Source organism: Pseudomonas sp. GW822-FHT01E03, assembly GCF_058802985.1.
This window is the reverse complement of sequence record NZ_JBXAOQ010000004.1, coordinates 159,096-174,308: the sequence shown is the minus strand read 5'-3', so window position 1 is coordinate 174,308 and position 15,213 is coordinate 159,096. Positions and strand designations below refer to the sequence as shown.

At 58.0% G+C, this 15,213-nt stretch carries 14 protein-coding genes; 8 read left to right on the top strand and 6 right to left on the bottom strand.

The features are described from left to right. Nucleotides 1-100 precede the first annotated feature (100 nt). The 5 genes from AC1RP7_RS09590 (at nt 101) to AC1RP7_RS09570 (ending at nt 5,439) form a co-directional block, all read left to right on the top strand. Nucleotides 101-757, top strand: a complete 657-nt coding sequence (locus AC1RP7_RS09590; RefSeq protein ID WP_057713399.1) for an alpha/beta hydrolase — start codon at nt 101-103, stop codon at nt 755-757. A 98-nt stretch (nt 758-855) separates the two neighbouring features. Continuing rightward, complete coding sequence (gene rhlB / locus AC1RP7_RS09585; protein ID WP_090457577.1) at nt 856-2,346, top strand: ATP-dependent RNA helicase RhlB; 1,491 nt, start codon at nt 856-858, stop codon at nt 2,344-2,346. Nucleotides 2,347-2,484: 138 nt separating this feature from the next. Then, nucleotides 2,485-3,429, top strand: coding sequence for an ornithine cyclodeaminase family protein (locus tag AC1RP7_RS09580; RefSeq protein ID WP_493181254.1), 945 nt, complete (start codon nt 2,485-2,487; stop codon nt 3,427-3,429). A gap of 150 nt (nt 3,430-3,579) precedes the next feature. Beyond that, nucleotides 3,580-4,707, top strand: coding sequence for an NAD(P)/FAD-dependent oxidoreductase (locus tag AC1RP7_RS09575; protein ID WP_493181255.1), 1,128 nt, complete (start codon nt 3,580-3,582; stop codon nt 4,705-4,707). 90 nt (nt 4,708-4,797) lie between these two features. Further along, entirely contained in the window at nt 4,798-5,439 is a 642-nt protein-coding gene (locus AC1RP7_RS09570; RefSeq protein WP_407514535.1) for a helix-turn-helix transcriptional regulator, read from the top strand. 130 nt (nt 5,440-5,569) lie between these two features. Here AC1RP7_RS09570 and AC1RP7_RS09565 read toward each other — a convergent pair whose 3' ends face one another. The 4 genes from AC1RP7_RS09565 to moaC all read right to left on the bottom strand — a co-directional run bounded on the left by AC1RP7_RS09565 (nt 5,570) and on the right by moaC (nt 7,821). After that, nucleotides 5,570-6,346, bottom strand: coding sequence for an ABC transporter substrate-binding protein (locus AC1RP7_RS09565; RefSeq protein WP_057713394.1), 777 nt, complete (start codon nt 6,344-6,346; stop codon nt 5,570-5,572). Nucleotides 6,347-6,652: 306 nt separating this feature from the next. Then, nucleotides 6,653-7,105: a molybdopterin synthase catalytic subunit MoaE gene (gene moaE / locus AC1RP7_RS09560; protein ID WP_007989960.1), complete on the bottom strand. Its 453-nt coding sequence runs from the start codon at nt 7,103-7,105 to the stop codon at nt 6,653-6,655. Between the two features lie 3 nt (nt 7,106-7,108). After that, on the bottom strand, nt 7,109-7,351 hold the full coding sequence (moaD, locus tag AC1RP7_RS09555; RefSeq protein WP_493181256.1) for a molybdopterin converting factor subunit 1: 243 nt from the start codon (nt 7,349-7,351) through the stop codon (nt 7,109-7,111). Further along, nucleotides 7,348-7,821, bottom strand: a complete 474-nt coding sequence (gene moaC, locus AC1RP7_RS09550) for a cyclic pyranopterin monophosphate synthase MoaC (RefSeq protein ID WP_057713392.1) — start codon at nt 7,819-7,821, stop codon at nt 7,348-7,350. The genes moaD and moaC overlap by 4 nt, the downstream gene beginning before the upstream one ends. 737 nt (nt 7,822-8,558) lie before the next feature. Here moaC and AC1RP7_RS09545 point away from each other — a divergent pair. Then, a complete protein-coding gene (locus AC1RP7_RS09545) occupies nt 8,559-9,002 on the top strand; it encodes an HIT family protein (RefSeq protein ID WP_493181257.1) in 444 nt (147 codons plus the stop codon). Nucleotides 9,003-9,130: 128 nt separating this feature from the next. On the opposite strand, the gene AC1RP7_RS09540 is transcribed toward AC1RP7_RS09545, so the two are convergent. Both AC1RP7_RS09540 and AC1RP7_RS09535 read right to left on the bottom strand, forming a co-directional pair. After that, nucleotides 9,131-10,525, bottom strand: a complete 1,395-nt coding sequence (locus tag AC1RP7_RS09540) for a PhoH family protein (protein WP_008050144.1) — start codon at nt 10,523-10,525, stop codon at nt 9,131-9,133. Nucleotides 10,526-10,861: 336 nt separating this feature from the next. Further along, the gene (locus AC1RP7_RS09535) at nt 10,862-11,986 is read right to left on the bottom strand and encodes a polysaccharide deacetylase family protein (protein ID WP_218494236.1); all 1,125 of its coding nucleotides are present in this window, start codon (nt 11,984-11,986) and stop codon (nt 10,862-10,864) included. A 267-nt stretch (nt 11,987-12,253) separates the two neighbouring features. On the opposite strand from AC1RP7_RS09535, the gene yaaA reads away from it, so the two are divergent. Both yaaA and AC1RP7_RS09525 read left to right on the top strand, forming a co-directional pair. Further along, the gene (gene yaaA, locus AC1RP7_RS09530) at nt 12,254-13,033 is read left to right on the top strand and encodes a peroxide stress protein YaaA (protein WP_057713390.1); all 780 of its coding nucleotides are present in this window, start codon (nt 12,254-12,256) and stop codon (nt 13,031-13,033) included. An 826-nt stretch (nt 13,034-13,859) separates the two neighbouring features. Further along, the gene (locus AC1RP7_RS09525; RefSeq protein ID WP_057713389.1) at nt 13,860-15,176 is read left to right on the top strand and encodes a nucleotide sugar dehydrogenase; all 1,317 of its coding nucleotides are present in this window, start codon (nt 13,860-13,862) and stop codon (nt 15,174-15,176) included. Nucleotides 15,177-15,213: the final 37 nt, after the last annotated feature.

Sequence of the window (15,213 nt, the reverse complement as noted above, 5' to 3'; positions counted from 1 at the left end):
AGCAAAACTTGTAACCTTGCGACATCTTCGTAACTGATCAACCAGACACGCACTCAGCCTTAGCACTCAATAAGAGCGCACGCACACTTTTGGAGCAGCCATGACCAACCCCTTGATTCTTGAACCCGTCAAGACCGCAGATGCCTGCGTTATCTGGCTGCACGGCCTGGGTGCCGATCGCTACGACTTCCTGCCAGTGGCCGAAGCCCTGCAGGAAACCCTGTTGAGCACCCGCTTTGTTTTGCCCCAGGCGCCGAGCCGCGCCGTCACCATCAATGGCGGATACGAGATGCCGAGTTGGTACGACATATTGGCCATGAGCCCCGCGCGCGCGATCAACCGCGAGCAATTGGAAGAATCTGCCAACTGGATCATCGAACTGATCGAAACGCAGAAGGCCAGCGGAATAGACGCCTCGCGGATTTTCCTGGCAGGTTTTTCACAGGGTGGTGCGGTGGTGCTCCACACCGCGTTTCTGAAATGGCAGGGACCATTGGGTGGCGTACTCGCCCTCTCCACTTATGCACCGACTTTCAGTGACCAACTGGAAATGTCCGCCAGCCAGCAGCGCATTCCAGTGCTGTGCCTGCACGGCCAGTACGACGATGTGGTGCAGAACTCGATGGGGCGCAGCGCCTACGAGCATTTGAAGCTGCGTGGTGTCACCGTGACATGGCAGGAATACCCAATGGGTCACGAAGTGTTACCCGAAGAAATTCGCGACATCGGCGTCTGGCTCGCCGAGCGCTTGCGTTAAGCATTTCTGTTTAAAAGCGCCCTTTGATCCATCCCACTACGCCGCGCCCGATTCTTGCATTACACTGCCCGGCGTACATTCCTTAACCAATTGATGAGATGACCGTGCTCAAAGCACTCAAGAAAATGTTCGGTAAAAGCGAGACTGAGCAACTCGCGCCAGTCCCCAGCGCTCCGTCTCACGCTCCCGGCCACCGCACCGACGGCAATCAGTCTGAACGGACCGCCACCACGACTGCACCCAAGCACGAGCCGAAGACCGTAGAAGACGCCCAGCCTGCGGCGATCACAGCCCCGGAGCAGCCGCGCAGCGACACGCCGAAACCCGCCAAACCGCGCCGCGAACCCAAGCCCAAGGCACCGGTCATCCCATGGAAACTCGAAGACTTCGTCGTCGAACCCCAGGAAGGCAAGACCCGCTTCCACGATTTCAAACTCGCCCCTGAACTGATGCACGCCATCCAGGATCTGGGCTTCCCGTATTGCACGCCGATCCAGGCACAGGTGCTGGGCTTCACCCTCGCGGGCAAAGACGCCATCGGCCGCGCCCAGACCGGTACCGGCAAGACCGCTGCGTTCCTGATCTCGATCATCACCCAGTTGCTGCAAACCCCGCCGCCGAAAGAGCGCTACATGGGTGAGCCACGGGCACTGATCATCGCGCCGACCCGCGAACTGGTGGTGCAGATCGCCAAGGACGCCGCCGACCTGACCAAGTACACCGGCCTAAACGTCATGACGTTCGTCGGTGGCATGGACTTCGACAAGCAGCTCAAGCACCTCGAAGCCCGCCACTGCGACATCCTCGTGGCCACGCCGGGCCGCCTGCTGGACTTCAACCAGCGCGGCGACGTGCATCTGGACATGGTCGAAGTGATGGTGCTGGACGAGGCCGACCGCATGCTCGACATGGGCTTCATCCCGCAAGTGCGCCAGATCATTCGCCAGACGCCGCCGAAGTCCGAGCGCCAGACGCTGCTGTTCTCCGCGACCTTCACCGAAGACGTGATGAACCTGGCCAAGCAATGGACCACCGATCCGTCGATCGTCGAGATCGAGTCGCAGAACGTTGCCAACGAAAACGTCGAGCAGCACATCTACGCGGTGGCCGGTGCCGACAAGTACAAACTGCTCTACAACCTGGTCAACGACAATGGTTGGGAGCGGGTCATTGTCTTCGCCAACCGCAAGGATGAAGTGCGGCGCATCGAAGAACGCCTGGTGCGCGACGGCATCAACGCCGCGCAACTGTCCGGCGACGTGCCGCAGCACAAGCGCATCAAGACCCTCGAAGGCTTCCGCGAAGGCAAGATCCGCGTACTGGTCGCCACCGATGTGGCCGGTCGCGGTATCCACATCGACGGCATCAGCCACGTGATCAACTTCACCCTGCCGGAAGTGCCGGACGACTACGTGCACCGCATCGGTCGTACCGGTCGTGCGGGTGCCGACGGTGTGTCCATCAGCTTTGCCGGTGAAGACGACTCCTACCAGCTACCGTCCATCGAGGAAAAGCTGGGGCGCAAGATCAGCTGTGAAACGCCACCGACGCATCTGTTGCGGGCCGTTGAACGCAAGCGTCCTCATTAAGCGACGCTGAAAAGACAAGCGCAGCCGGAAACGGACTGCGCTTTTTTTTCGCCCGGCTTTTTTTCAACAGGAGCTTGCTCGCGATAACTAAAAGTCCATAATAGACAAATTAGTTTAATTCAAACTCCGGAGCCGACCATGTCCAGCACGCCCCAAGTGATCCCCCAAGCCCAGGCTCGCGAGCTACTGACGCAGGTCGATGTACCGCAGATCCTGCGCAAACTGTTCCGCGACCTGGCCGCCGGGCAAGCGGTGCAACCGGCGCAGCAACTGGTGGAGTTCCCGCAGGGCGCCGGCGACTTCATCAATTACCTGGGCGTGCTGGCCGAAGACGGCGTGTACGGGATCAAGACGTCACCGTACATCGTCCGTGAACAGGGGCCGCTGGTGACTGCATGGACGCTGCTGATGTCGATGCAGACCGGCCAGCCGCTGTTGCTGTGCGATGCCGGAGAACTGACCACCGCGCGCACGGCGGCCACCACCGCCGTGGCAGTCGACGCCCTGGCGCCACTCACAGCCAATCGTCTGGCCATCATCGGCAGCGGTAAAGTGGCCCAGGCGCACCTGCACTACGTGAAAGGCCTGCGCGACTGGCAGAGCATCAGCCTGTACTCGCCGAGCTTGGGCGAAGATGCCGAAACCGTGAGCCTGCTGAAAAACATCGAGCCACGCCTGAACATCGTCGACAGCCGCGAAGCTGCCGTTCAGGACGCCGACGTGATCATGCTCTGCACCTCGTCCGCCGGTCCGGTGATCGATCCGTCGAGCTTGCGCAAACCGGCGTTGATCACCTCCATCAGCACCAATGCGCCGCGTGCCCACGAAGTGCCGCCGCAGAGCCTCAACGACATGCAGGTTTTCTGCGACTATCGTCTGACCACCCCGGGCTCGGCCGGTGAAATGCTGATCGCCGCCGAACGGCACGGCTGGGACAAGGGCGCGATTGTCGGCGATCTGCCCGACCTGCTCAGCGAGAAGGTGCAGCGCCCCGACTACGACCGTCACGTGTTTTTCCGCTCCATCGGCCTGGGCCTGGAAGACATTGCGCTGGCCAATGCCATCTATCGCCTATCTCACTGACACCACCACTCATCTGTGGGAGCGAGCTTGCTCGCGATAGCGTCAAGTCAGTCGACATCCATGCTGAATGATTGACCGCAATCGCGAGCAAGCTCGCTCCCACAGAAAATTTCTTCACCATAGGCACTTACGCCCCATCAGGAGACGTTCATGAGCCAGGCAGACTTCATCATCATCGGCGGCGGAATTGCCGGTGCTTCCACAGGTTTCTGGTTGTCGCAGCACGGCCGCGTGATCGTGCTCGAACGCGAATCCCATCCGGCCTATCACTCCACCGGCCGTTCGGCGGCGCTGTACACCGCGGCCTACGGCACCCCGCAAGTGCGGGCGCTGACCCTGGCCAGCCGGGACTTTTTCGACAACCCGCCCAGTGGTTTCTGCGAACACCCGCTGCTGACCCCGCGGGGCGAAATGACCGTGGACTTGACCGGCGACCCGGACGAACTGAACAGGCAATACCAGAGCGCAAAAACCACGGTGCCGGAAATGCAATTGCTCGGCGCCGACGAGGCCTGCGCGCTGGTGCCGATCCTGCGCCGGGAAAAGGTCCACGGCGCCATCTACGACCCGACCGCCAGCGACATCGACACCGACGCCCTGCACCAGGGCTATTTGCGCGGTATCCGCCGCAACCAGGGCGAAGTGCATACCGACAGCGAAGTCGTCGGCCTGAGCCGCGACGGCCAAGGTGTATGGCACGTTCAGACCAACAGCCAGACGTTCAGCGCGCCAATCATCATCAACGCCGCCGGCGCCTGGGCCGACAAGATCGGCGAACTGGCCGGCGCCAAACCGCTGGGCCTGCAACCCAAACGCCGTGCCGCGTTCATCTTCGCCGGCCCCGAAGGCGTGGACATCCACCATTGGCCGATGCTGGTCAGCCTCGACGAATCCTTCTACATGAAACCCGACGCCGGGATGTTCCTCGGCTCGCCGGCCAACGCCGACCCGGTGGAACCCCACGACGTGCAGCCCGAAGAGCTGGACATCGCCATGGGCATCTACCAGATCGAAGAAGCCACGACCCTGACCATTCGCCGCCCGACCCGCACCTGGGCCGGCCTGCGCAGCTTCGTCAGCGACGGCGACCTGTTGTCCGGCTTCGACCCACAGGTAGCGGGGTTGTTCTGGGTCGCGGCACAAGGCGGTTATGGCATCCAGACTTCGCCGGCCATGGGCCAGGCCAGCGCGGCACTGGTGCGCGGTGTAGCGTTGCCCGAGTCGCTCGGCCGTTTCGGCCTGAATGCCGAAATGCTCTCCCCTGCCCGCCTCGGCTGATCCTGATCCTCAGGTGACGTGCCCACACGATTACGGCACACTTTCAGCGCCCCTTTGATGGGGCGCTGACGCTGCCTGGAGTTCCACTGTATGAACGCCCTCGAAAAAGACTCGGCCCTGGACGACACGTCCCTGGATAACTTCCACGCGATCGCCGACGCCATTGCCACGTTGTTTTTCCCCCACGCCGAAGTGGTGCTGCACGACCTGCGCACGCAAAAGGTCGACTACATCGCCAACAACCTGTCCAAGCGGGAAATCGGCGACGACTCGGCGCTGGAAGACATGCTCAGCGACGATGTCAGCGAACGAAATATCGGGCCGTACGAAAAGCTCAACTGGGATGGTCAGAAGATTCGCAGCCTCAGCACGGTGCTACGGGACAGCGAAGGTCATCCGCTGGCGGTGCTGTGCATCAACCTGAATATTTCGTTGTTCGAAAATGCCAAGGCCGCTTTGGACCTGTTCCTGTCGCCGACCAAGCTGATCCCGCAACCGGATGCACTGTTCCGCGATGACTGGCAGGAGCGGATCAACACCTTCCTCCACGCCTGGCTGCGTGAGCGCCAGTTGAGCCTGAATCTGCTGACCCGCGACCACAAGCGTGAACTGGTGCTGGCGTTGCACGCCGAAGGCGCGTTCAAGGGCAAAAGCGCCTCGAACTACGTGGCCAATGTGCTGAACATGGGCCGGGCGACGGTGTACAAGCATTTGAAGGAATTGAAGGGCTGAACCCTGAGAGATGTACTGGCTGGCAGGGCCTCATCGCGAGCAAGCTCGCTCCCACAGTGTCCGAGTCGTGCGCAAGAGATATGTACACCACTGAACCTGTGGGAGCGAGCTTGCTCGCGATGGCGGTTTGTCAGTCGCCGTAGATATCAGACTTGAAGTACTTCTCGGAAATCTTCTGGTACTCACCACTGGCGCGAATGCCATCAATGGCCGTGTTCAGCTCGCTGACCAACTCGGTGTTGCCCTTGCGCACTGCAATCCCGGCACCCTCGCCCACATATTTCGGATCTTTGAGCTCCGGCCCGACAAAGGCGTAACCCTTGCCTCGCGGCATCGACAGGAAGTCATTCAGTGGAATGGTGTCGGCAAAAATCGCGTCGAGGCGACCGGCGGCCAGATCCATGTAGATTTCTTCGTTGTTGCTGTAGCGCTTGACGTTGATGCCCTTGGGCTCGAATACCTCGGAGGCGTAACGGTCGGTGGTGGTGGCGCGCTGCACACCGACAGTCTTGCCCTTGAGGCTGGCGTACTGGTCATCCACCACCGCGCCGTCCTTCATCACCAGACGCGACGAGGTGAAATAGTACTTGTGGGTGAAGTCCACCGACTTCTTGCGGTCTTCATTGATGGTCATGGACGACAGCGCCATGTCGATTTTCTTCACCTTCAGGGACGGAATCAGACCATCGAACTCACCTTCGACCCACACACACTTGGCCTTCATCTGTGCGCACAAGGCATTGCCGATATCATAGTCGAAACCGACGATTTCGCCTTTGTCGGTTTTCGAGGCGAACGGTGGATACGCCGCTTCGATACCGATGCGCAGGGTTTTCTCGGCGGCGAACACAGAGCTGCACGCCAACAGGCTCAGGGCCAGACCGGTAATGAGGGGGAACTTCTTCATGTTCGTTTTCTCGCGGTTGTTGTTGGTTTGGCAAGACAGAAGAAAAAGCTGAAACGGGTGGAAACCTTTTTTGTACTTATAATTCCATACTGGACTTTTATGTATGAACCGTCAATGAGGTAAATGCAGCCCGTTCCGGCCGATGGTCGGGTGGTGAATCCGGGAGTGATTGGTTGAATCGAAAGGCCTCATCGCGAGCAAGCTCGCTCCCACAGTGGATCTGGATGAACACAAACTTTGTGTACGACGCAGAACCCTGTGGGAGCGGGCTTGCCCGCGACGACTGACTAAAGAACGCCGCAGAAACTACTGCTTCCAGCGATCCGCCGCCGCATGATCACTGTCACGCCCCTCGACCCAACGCGGCCCGTCACTGGTGTTTTCTTTCTTCCAGAACGGCGCACGGGTTTTCAGGTAATCCATGACAAAGGCGCAGGCGTCGAATGCCGCCTGACGATGGGCGCTGGCCGCGCCGACGAAGACAATCGGCTCGCCCGGCTCCAGGGCGCCGATGCGGTGCAGCACTTCCAGCTTGAGCAGCGGCCAGCGCTGCTCTGCCTCGATGGCGATCTTGCCCAACGCTTTTTCAGTCATGCCGGGATAGTGTTCGAGGAACATCCCGGCGACGTCGAGGCCGTCATTGAAGTCGCGCACGTAGCCAACAAAACTCACCACTGCACCCACGCCGACATTGGCATCGTGCATGGCGTTGACTTCGGCCCCAGGGTCGAACGCCGTGGACTGCACGCGAATCGCCATGGTTCAGCCTCCGGTCACAGTCGGAAAGAACGCCACTTCATCGCCGTCGCTGACCGGTTCGTCGAGCTGGCACAGGTCTTCGTTGCGGGCGCACATCAGGTTCTGCTCGCTCAACACCTCGGCACCGTCACGTTGGGCCAACAGTGCGCGGACGTCGTCGACGGTGGCGAAGCTGCCTTCTACTTTCACCGAATCCAGACCCAGCGCTTCACGATAACGGGCGAAAAACTTTACGGTAACGTTCATGACTGCTCCGCCTGGAAATGTCCGCTCTTGCCGCCGACCTTCTCCAGCAGACGCACGCTTTCGATGGTCATGCCACGGTCCACCGCCTTGCACATGTCGTAGATCGTCAGCGCGGCGACACTGGCGGCGGTCAGGGCCTCCATCTCGACACCGGTCTGCCCTGACAGTTTGCAACGCGCCACGATACGCACCGAATCCTCGCCTTCGGCACTGAGCTCGACCTTGACACCGGTCAGCATCAGCGGATGGCACAGGGGAATCAGATCGCTGGTTTTCTTCGCCGCCTGGATACCGGCAATGCGTGCCACGGCAAACACATCACCCTTGGGGTGGCCGCCACTGACGATCATCTGCAGGGTTTCGGGCAGCATGCGCACCAGCGCTTGAGCGGTCGCCTCACGGAACGTCACAGCTTTTTCAGTGACGTCGACCATGTTGGCGCGACCTTGGGAATCGAGATGAGTCAGCACGGGATTACTCCTGATCAGGAGCGTCGATTGTAAACCTGCGGGTCAATTTTCCGCACGCACGATTATCGGGTCACAAATCCCCTGTAGGAGCGAGCCTGCTCGCGAAAAACGCAGGGACAACGCGGTCATTCAGGCAGCACGCGTTTTCGTTGACGTCCATCGCGAGCAGGCTCGCTCCTACATTTGGATTTGTGTTGGGCATAAAAAACCGGGCGACCTTGCGGCCGCCCGGTTCCGGTGGACTGTTACAAATGCGATTCCTTATTAAGCTTACAAACACTGCCAAACAACAGAAATACATGTAACAAAACCCTACTGGAAATGCGCTTTTTTTCACATCGTCGAACGACTCAACCTTGTTCACCAGTTGATAACTTACTGATTACTCTATAACAAATTTCGACGTAAGAATTCTCCGCAAGTCCGCACCAATAACCTGCTGTGAAACTTCCTACAACTGAATGATTGACCGAGTTGTTAATTCGAGAAAAACTGACCAACAAAGTTCACGATCCTACAAACTCAAGTCAGTGGTATCACAAAAGGTCTTTGGCACGCGTACTCAGTAAATCCAATATCCCAGTCTACGCTATTGCTCCCGGCGCAGTTTCCGGCAGTCATCAGCCAGGATCTCCTGAAGAAATCATGAACACGCTCACTTTTCTGCCGACCTCCGGAAGGAGCTCAACGGCGCGGGCCCTACACGCTAACCATGGTTGGCACACGGAAGGTTAGTCATGTCAGCACGGACAATTTACTCAGGAAAACACATCATGATCTCTCATTGCCGGGACTGTGACATCCCTGGCTACATGATTATTTCTCTTAAGCGGGACATAACAAGACTTGCAGAACTAAGCGCAGAGGAAAGTGCCGAACTGATGAGTGGGCTAGCATTTACGGAGCGAGCGTTAAACACTCTATTTTCTCCTGAAAAAATATACATAATGCGTATTTCCGAGCTCAATCATGAACTGCATTTTCACGTTTTCCCCAGGTATGCTTCCGTGACCAAGTTATATTTGTCGGAACACAACGAATATATTATTGATGGCCCCTTCTTTTTCAGTTGGGCGCGAAAAAAGTTTAGTAGCTCACAGCCTGAGCCGACCCAAGAGGTATTGAACGCTCAATCAATTCTTACGGAAACCCTCAAGGGCTATTTTTCGCAACCTCTGTAAACAAGACTGCTTTCGCCCCAGGCTTTGCAGAAACACATTCATCGGTATTGGGTCTGCCCTGAGGCACAGCCTTTACCTCGCGTACAAAAAACCGGGCGACCTTGCGGGCGCCCGGTTTCGGTGGACAGTTACAGATGCGATTCGGCGTATTCGGCCAGGATCGAACGTGGTACCCCTTGCAGGGTGATGTGCACCCCGTTCGGGAAGTCCTTGAAGCGTTCAGTGAGGTAGGTCAGCCCGGAGCTGGTCGCGGACAGGTAAGGGGTGTCGATCTGTGCCAGGTTGCCCAGGCACACCACTTTGGAACCGGCACCGGCACGGGTGATGATGGTTTTCATCTGGTGCGGCGTGAGGTTCTGGCATTCGTCGATCAGGATCAGGCTCTGCTGGAAGCTGCGGCCCCGGATGTAGTTGAGGGATTTGAACTGCAACGGCACTTTGCTGAGGATGTAGTCGACGCTGCCATGGGTGCTTTCGTCATCCATGTGCAAGGCTTCGAGGTTGTCGGTGATGGCGCCCAGCCACGGCTCCATTTTTTCCGCCTCGGTACCGGGCAGAAAGCCGATTTCCTGATCCAGGCCCTGCACGCTACGGGTAGCGATGATGCGGCGATAACGTTTGCTGACCATGGTCTGCTCGATCGCAGCGGCCAGCGCCAGGATGGTTTTACCCGAACCCGCGGCACCCGACAGGTTGACCAGGTGGATATCCGGATCGAGCAAGGCGTACAACGCCAGGCTCTGATAGATATCACGCGGCTTGAGGCCCCAGGCTTCCTGGTGCAGCAGCGGTTCCTGGTGCAGGTCGAGGATCAGCAAGCGGTCCTCTTCAATCTCCTTGATCCAGCCGACAAAGCCCTGTTCATCAATGATGAATTCGTTGATATGCACCGCCGGCAGGTTGTCGATCAATTGCACCTGATGCCAGGTGCGGCCGTGGTCCTGACGGGTTTCAACCTTGCTCACGCGGTCCCAGAAAGAGCCGGTCATGTTGTGGTAGCCATTGGGCAGCAAGGACACGTCATCGACCAGTTGGTCGGTGCTGTAGTCCTCGGCCGCGATTCCGCAGGCGCGCGCCTTGAGGCGCATGTTGATGTCTTTGGTGACCAGCACCACGGGCTTCTTCGGATCGCGCGCGTGCAGGTCGATCAGTTGATTGATGATTTTGTTGTCGTTCAGGTGCTCGGGCAGAATCAGGTTCGGCTCGGCATGCTTGCTCATCAGAATTGACAGCAAACCCTTGGGTCCGCTTTTGCCACGCTGGATCGGCACACCCTGCTCGACGTCCTCGGGTGAGGCATCGCCCAGAGTCTTGTCGATCAGGCGGATGGCCTGGCGGCATTCGGCGGCTACGCTGTGATGCCCGCTCTTGAGCTTGTCGAGCTCTTCAAGCACGGTCATCGGGATCGCGACGTGGTGTTCTTCGAAGTTAAGCAGCGCGTTTGGATCGTGAATCAATACGTTGGTATCGAGTACATAAAGGATTGGCTGGTTGGAAGAAGAGCTACGTCCGTGATCATCCATACTCGGTCACCTTTGTGGGAGCCATTCGACGCAATACCTTGACGGTGCTGCGCCTCGAAGTGACTGCCGAATACACCTGCGGGGACTCAAGTGTTCTGCATACATGCGGGGTCTTGGAAGACGCCACCTGTGTTGCAGGTTTCGGCGGTCTGTCTTCGTAATACTCCAAAACGTGTGACAGAAAAAAGTACTTTGACGCTTTTTTGAAGTTTATTTTGCAGATTGACCAATAGCACTTGGCGGACTGCCATCACCCGTTTAAAGTCGGAAGTCCACCTGCAACGAATCCCCTTCCAAAATTGCCAAAAACCCAATGTTTACGGGGTTTTGTCATTTTCAGCGAAACGCATCCTGGCAATCCTCCCAGCCGATCCCGACAGGCGCCGTTTGCGTGACCAGCCACGGCAACGCCGTTTTCACTGCATCCTGTTTCACATTGAAATTGATCACCCCGTGCCGCCACAGCAGCATCAGGGTCAGCACCCGTTGCGCACTCGGGTTGCCCTTGAGTTTGCCGGCACCGTCCTGGGCGTCGATGCCCCACAGCGCTATCTGCAACCCCTGAGTCTTGAAGAAACCTTCGGCATCGGAACGGCGCTGGCCATCGGGCGGACGGAACAGGGGCACGTAGTTCTCCGGCAACTTGCTTTTGACCAGTTCGGCGCTGCGGCGCACCGAGTCCTGCCAGTCCTGCCAGTGGCTGTGGGAACGGAACTCCCAGCCTTGTATGCCGATGCACTGGCTCGAGTAGGTCGCTTGCAGGTTACTCACCGAATGTTCGGCCAAACGGGCCAGGATGTCCTTGCCGAGGACGAAGAACGTCCCGCTCATGTTCGACTTGCGCAGGTACTCGGTGACCCAGGCGGTGTTATCCGGCACGGCGTTGGCGGCACTGTCGAAGGTCAGCAGAAACAGCCGGTCATGCATCCCGTCGCCGCTGCGCTCATAGTCGCCAAAATGATCGACTTCGCTGCTGGTTTGCGGGAACAAAGCGGCCTTGCGCAGCTGTTCGTCCAGGTACTGGGTGTGGAACACACGGCTCGGCTCGGCCCACTTGATGTAATAGCTGTCTGCGCCGACCTGGAATTTGGCAGCCTGCTCGCGCAAGGTGGGCATGTCTTCGACCAGAAAACAGAAGGAGGCATCCTGGTCGCAACTCTGTTGGGCGAAGTTGTAGTTGGCCAGCAGCCGTTGCCACATGCGCTGACGAACCCGGTCGACCGACTCCAGATTGATCGTGCGCAGGCCCAGGCGTTGGGCCAGGGCGGGTTCATCCAGCGACTCGCTGGCCAACAGGACACTGGAAAACATGAGGATCTCGGCCCTGGACGCCACGTCGAACAGTGTCGGGTTGCCGAGTTTCTCCGGCCAGGTGCTGCGATCGAGCGTCGCCACATCGCCCGGAGCCGCAATGGCGCCGAAGCTCAGTAGCCAGATCGAAATGAGAAAAGCGATACGCAATGGGATGTCTCCATAACAAAACCCGCGCGGCACTATAGCTGATCCACACACACCTCCTGCAGCAACACTGAACCACTGTGGGAGCGAGCTTGCTCGCGATAGCGATCTGACATTCAACAATGATGTCAGCTGACACACCGTCATCGCGAGCAAGCTCGCTCCCACAGGTTTTGTGCTATGCCACCAGTCATCACCTATGGACGCGATAGCTGGAGTCAACGAAGACAACCCCCTAGAATCGCCGCCACGATTAAAGGAGACGACTTCATGCTGATGGTGATTTCACCCGCCAAGACCCTCGACTATGAAACACCGCCGGCGACCCAGCGCTTCACCCAGCCGCAGTACCTCGACCACTCCCAGGAGTTGATCCTGCAATTGCGCGAGCTGACGCCCGCGCAAATCAGCGAATTGATGCACGTTTCCGACAAGATCGGCGGGCTCAACGCCGCGCGTTTCGGCAGCTGGACGCCCGCGTTCACCCCGGAAAACGCCAAGCAGGCGCTGCTGGCCTTCAAGGGCGATGTGTACACCGGCATGAATGCGCAAACCCTCAGCGAAGCGGATTTCGATTACGCCCAAAAACACCTGCGCATGCTCTCGGGCCTCTATGGCCTGCTGCGTCCGCTGGACCTGATGCAACCCTATCGCCTGGAAATGGGCACCAAACTGGCCAACGCTCGGGGCAAGGATTTGTATGCCTTCTGGGGCACGCGCATCAGCGAGTGGCTGAACGAAGCCCTGGTCGATCAAGGCGATGACGTGCTGCTCAACCTGGCGTCCAACGAGTACTTCTCGGCCGTCAAACGCAACGCCTTGAACGCGCGCATCATCAATACCGAATTCAAGGACCTGAAGAACGGCCAGTACAAGATCATCAGCTTCTACGCGAAAAAGGCCCGTGGCTTGATGAGTCGCTTCGTCATCGAAGAACGCATTAACGACCCGGCCACCCTCAAGCAGTTCGACGTTCAAGGCTATCGCTACAGCGCCGAACAGTCCAAGCCGGACAATCTGGTGTTTCTACGCGATCACGCACCAGAGTGATGCATCCGGTCGGTGCACGACCTCCACAAACCCTCGTGCGCCGACCCTTGATTCACTTCAGACTTCCCTGCCATTTCGCCATTTTTTTGGCGCCATAAAAACACCAACTGATTTTCTAACTTTAGTTTCACTCGACTTCAATCATTTTTTTGCGTAGTGGCACTGACTTTTTTTAACAGTAGTGGCAAAAAAATATCCCCTCTGTTGAGCCGCCTATATATAAAGGGCGAAACGGCAAGTGCTATCAATTTGAGAGCAGTGCCATCTTTCTCAATATTTCAAGAAATTTCAGATTTCGCGATGAGTGGGCTGGAACTATGTCCAAACGAGCCGCTCATACCACCGGTAACGATTCTCGCCGAGCGTGTACGAGATAACTTACGCAGATAAGCGATTCGTGTAGCGAAGTTGTAATATTAACTTGCGCTGACTAATCACCGATTTGGACAACAGCAATCGGACAGGAGATAACGCGGTATGACTATCCCCTACAAGGCCACGACAGCGCCCCTATAAACGTGCTCACCCGAGCACCCAACCGCTTGATCCACGGGCTTTCGGCCTGACATCAGGCGTGCAAGGCTGTTGCACCTGCATCCTTCCGACAGGAGGATCGGCTGCATAACAGGGCAAATCATAACAACAAGGCCTAGTTGCGCACCCCTTGAGTGCATTTATTTAGACACTCGTAACTTATATGCCAGCACAGGGCATTGTCGTGCCTGTAAGGCACACTTGCGAGTGCACTAAAACACGCTGAATACCATTAACTCCGGCCATTTAATGGCTTGATGTTTACAGGCTTGATAACAGAGAGGTAATTGCGATGCGCATCAGCATTTTTGGTTTGGGTTACGTCGGCGCAGTATGTGCCGGTTGCCTGTCTGCACGGGGCCATGACGTCGTTGGCGTCGATGTGGCCAAAGACAAGATCGATATGATCAATGCCGGCAAATCGCCGATCGTTGAACCAGGCCTGGGTGAACTTCTGGCCCAGGGCATCCAGACAGGTCGTCTGCGTGGCACCACCAACTTCGCCGAGGCGATTCGCGACACCGACCTGTCGATGATCTGCGTAGGCACGCCGAGCAAGAAGAACGGCGATCTGGAACTGAACTACATCGAGGCAGTGTGCCGCGAAATCGGTTTTGTCCTGCGTGACAAGACCACCCGCCACACCATCGTGGTGCGCAGCACCGTACTGCCGGGTACCGTGGCCAATGTGGTCATCCCGATTCTCGAAGACTGCTCCGGCAAGAAGGCCGGTGTTGATTTCGGCGTGGCCGTGAACCCTGAGTTCCTGCGCGAAAGCACCGCCATCGCCGACTACGACCAGCCGCCAATGACCGTCATCGGTGAATTCGACAAGGCGTCCGGCGACGTTCTGCAATCGCTGTATGAAGAGCTCGACGCACCGATCATCCGCAAGGACATCGCGGTCGCCGAGATGATCAAGTACACCTGCAACGTGTGGCACGCCACCAAGGTCACCTTCGCCAACGAAATCGGCAACATCGCCAAGGCGGTCGGCGTCGACGGTCGTGAAGTGATGGACGTGGTCTGCCAGGACAAGACCCTCAACCTGTCCCAGTACTACATGCGCCCAGGCTTCGCCTTCGGCGGCTCGTGCCTGCCAAAAGACGTGCGTGCCCTGACCTACCGCGCCGGTTCCCTGGACGTGGAAGCTCCGTTGCTCAACTCGCTGATGCGCAGCAACGAATCCCAGGTGCAGAACGCTTTCGACATCGTTTCCAGCCACGACAAACGCAAAGTCGCCCTGCTGGGCTTGAGCTTCAAGGCCGGCACCGACGACCTGCGCGAAAGTCCGCTGGTCGACCTGGCAGAAATGCTGATCGGCAAGGGTTATGACCTGAGCATCTACGACAGCAACGTCGAGTACGCCCGCGTTCACGGTGCGAACAAGGACTACATCGAGTCGAAGATCCCTCACGTCTCGTCCTTGCTCAATTCCGACTTCGACGCGGTGATCAACAACTCCGACGTGATCATCCTCGGCAACCGCGACGAGAAGTTCCGCGCGCTGGTGCAGGAAGTTCCACACGGCAAGCAAGTGATCGACCTGGTCGGTTTCATGTCCAAGGCCACCAGTGTGACTGGCCGGACTGAAGGTATCTGCTGGTAAAGCAGCCGCAAGCTTCAAGCTCCAAGCCGCAAGTTCA

Bases quoted from the DNA above. Each gene is read 5' to 3' on its own strand.
- AC1RP7_RS09590 (WP_057713399.1), top strand. From the start codon at position 101: ATGACCAACCCCTTGATTCTTGAACCCGTCAAGACCGCAGATGCCTGC.
- rhlB (WP_090457577.1), top strand. From the start codon at position 856: ATGACCGTGCTCAAAGCACTCAAGAAAATGTTCGGTAAAAGCGAGACT.
- AC1RP7_RS09580 (WP_493181254.1), top strand. From the start codon at position 2,485: ATGTCCAGCACGCCCCAAGTGATCCCCCAAGCCCAGGCTCGCGAGCTA.
- AC1RP7_RS09575 (WP_493181255.1), top strand. From the start codon at position 3,580: ATGAGCCAGGCAGACTTCATCATCATCGGCGGCGGAATTGCCGGTGCT.
- AC1RP7_RS09570 (WP_407514535.1), top strand. From the start codon at position 4,798: ATGAACGCCCTCGAAAAAGACTCGGCCCTGGACGACACGTCCCTGGAT.
- AC1RP7_RS09565 (WP_057713394.1), bottom strand. From the start codon at position 6,346: ATGAAGAAGTTCCCCCTCATTACCGGTCTGGCCCTGAGCCTGTTGGCG.
- moaE (WP_007989960.1), bottom strand. From the start codon at position 7,105: ATGGCGATTCGCGTGCAGTCCACGGCGTTCGACCCTGGGGCCGAAGTC.
- moaD (WP_493181256.1), bottom strand. From the start codon at position 7,351: ATGAACGTTACCGTAAAGTTTTTCGCCCGTTATCGTGAAGCGCTGGGT.
- AC1RP7_RS09545 (WP_493181257.1), top strand. From the start codon at position 8,559: ATGTCAGCACGGACAATTTACTCAGGAAAACACATCATGATCTCTCAT.
- AC1RP7_RS09540 (WP_008050144.1), bottom strand. From the start codon at position 10,525: ATGGATGATCACGGACGTAGCTCTTCTTCCAACCAGCCAATCCTTTAT.
- yaaA (WP_057713390.1), top strand. From the start codon at position 12,254: ATGCTGATGGTGATTTCACCCGCCAAGACCCTCGACTATGAAACACCG.
- AC1RP7_RS09525 (WP_057713389.1), top strand. From the start codon at position 13,860: ATGCGCATCAGCATTTTTGGTTTGGGTTACGTCGGCGCAGTATGTGCC.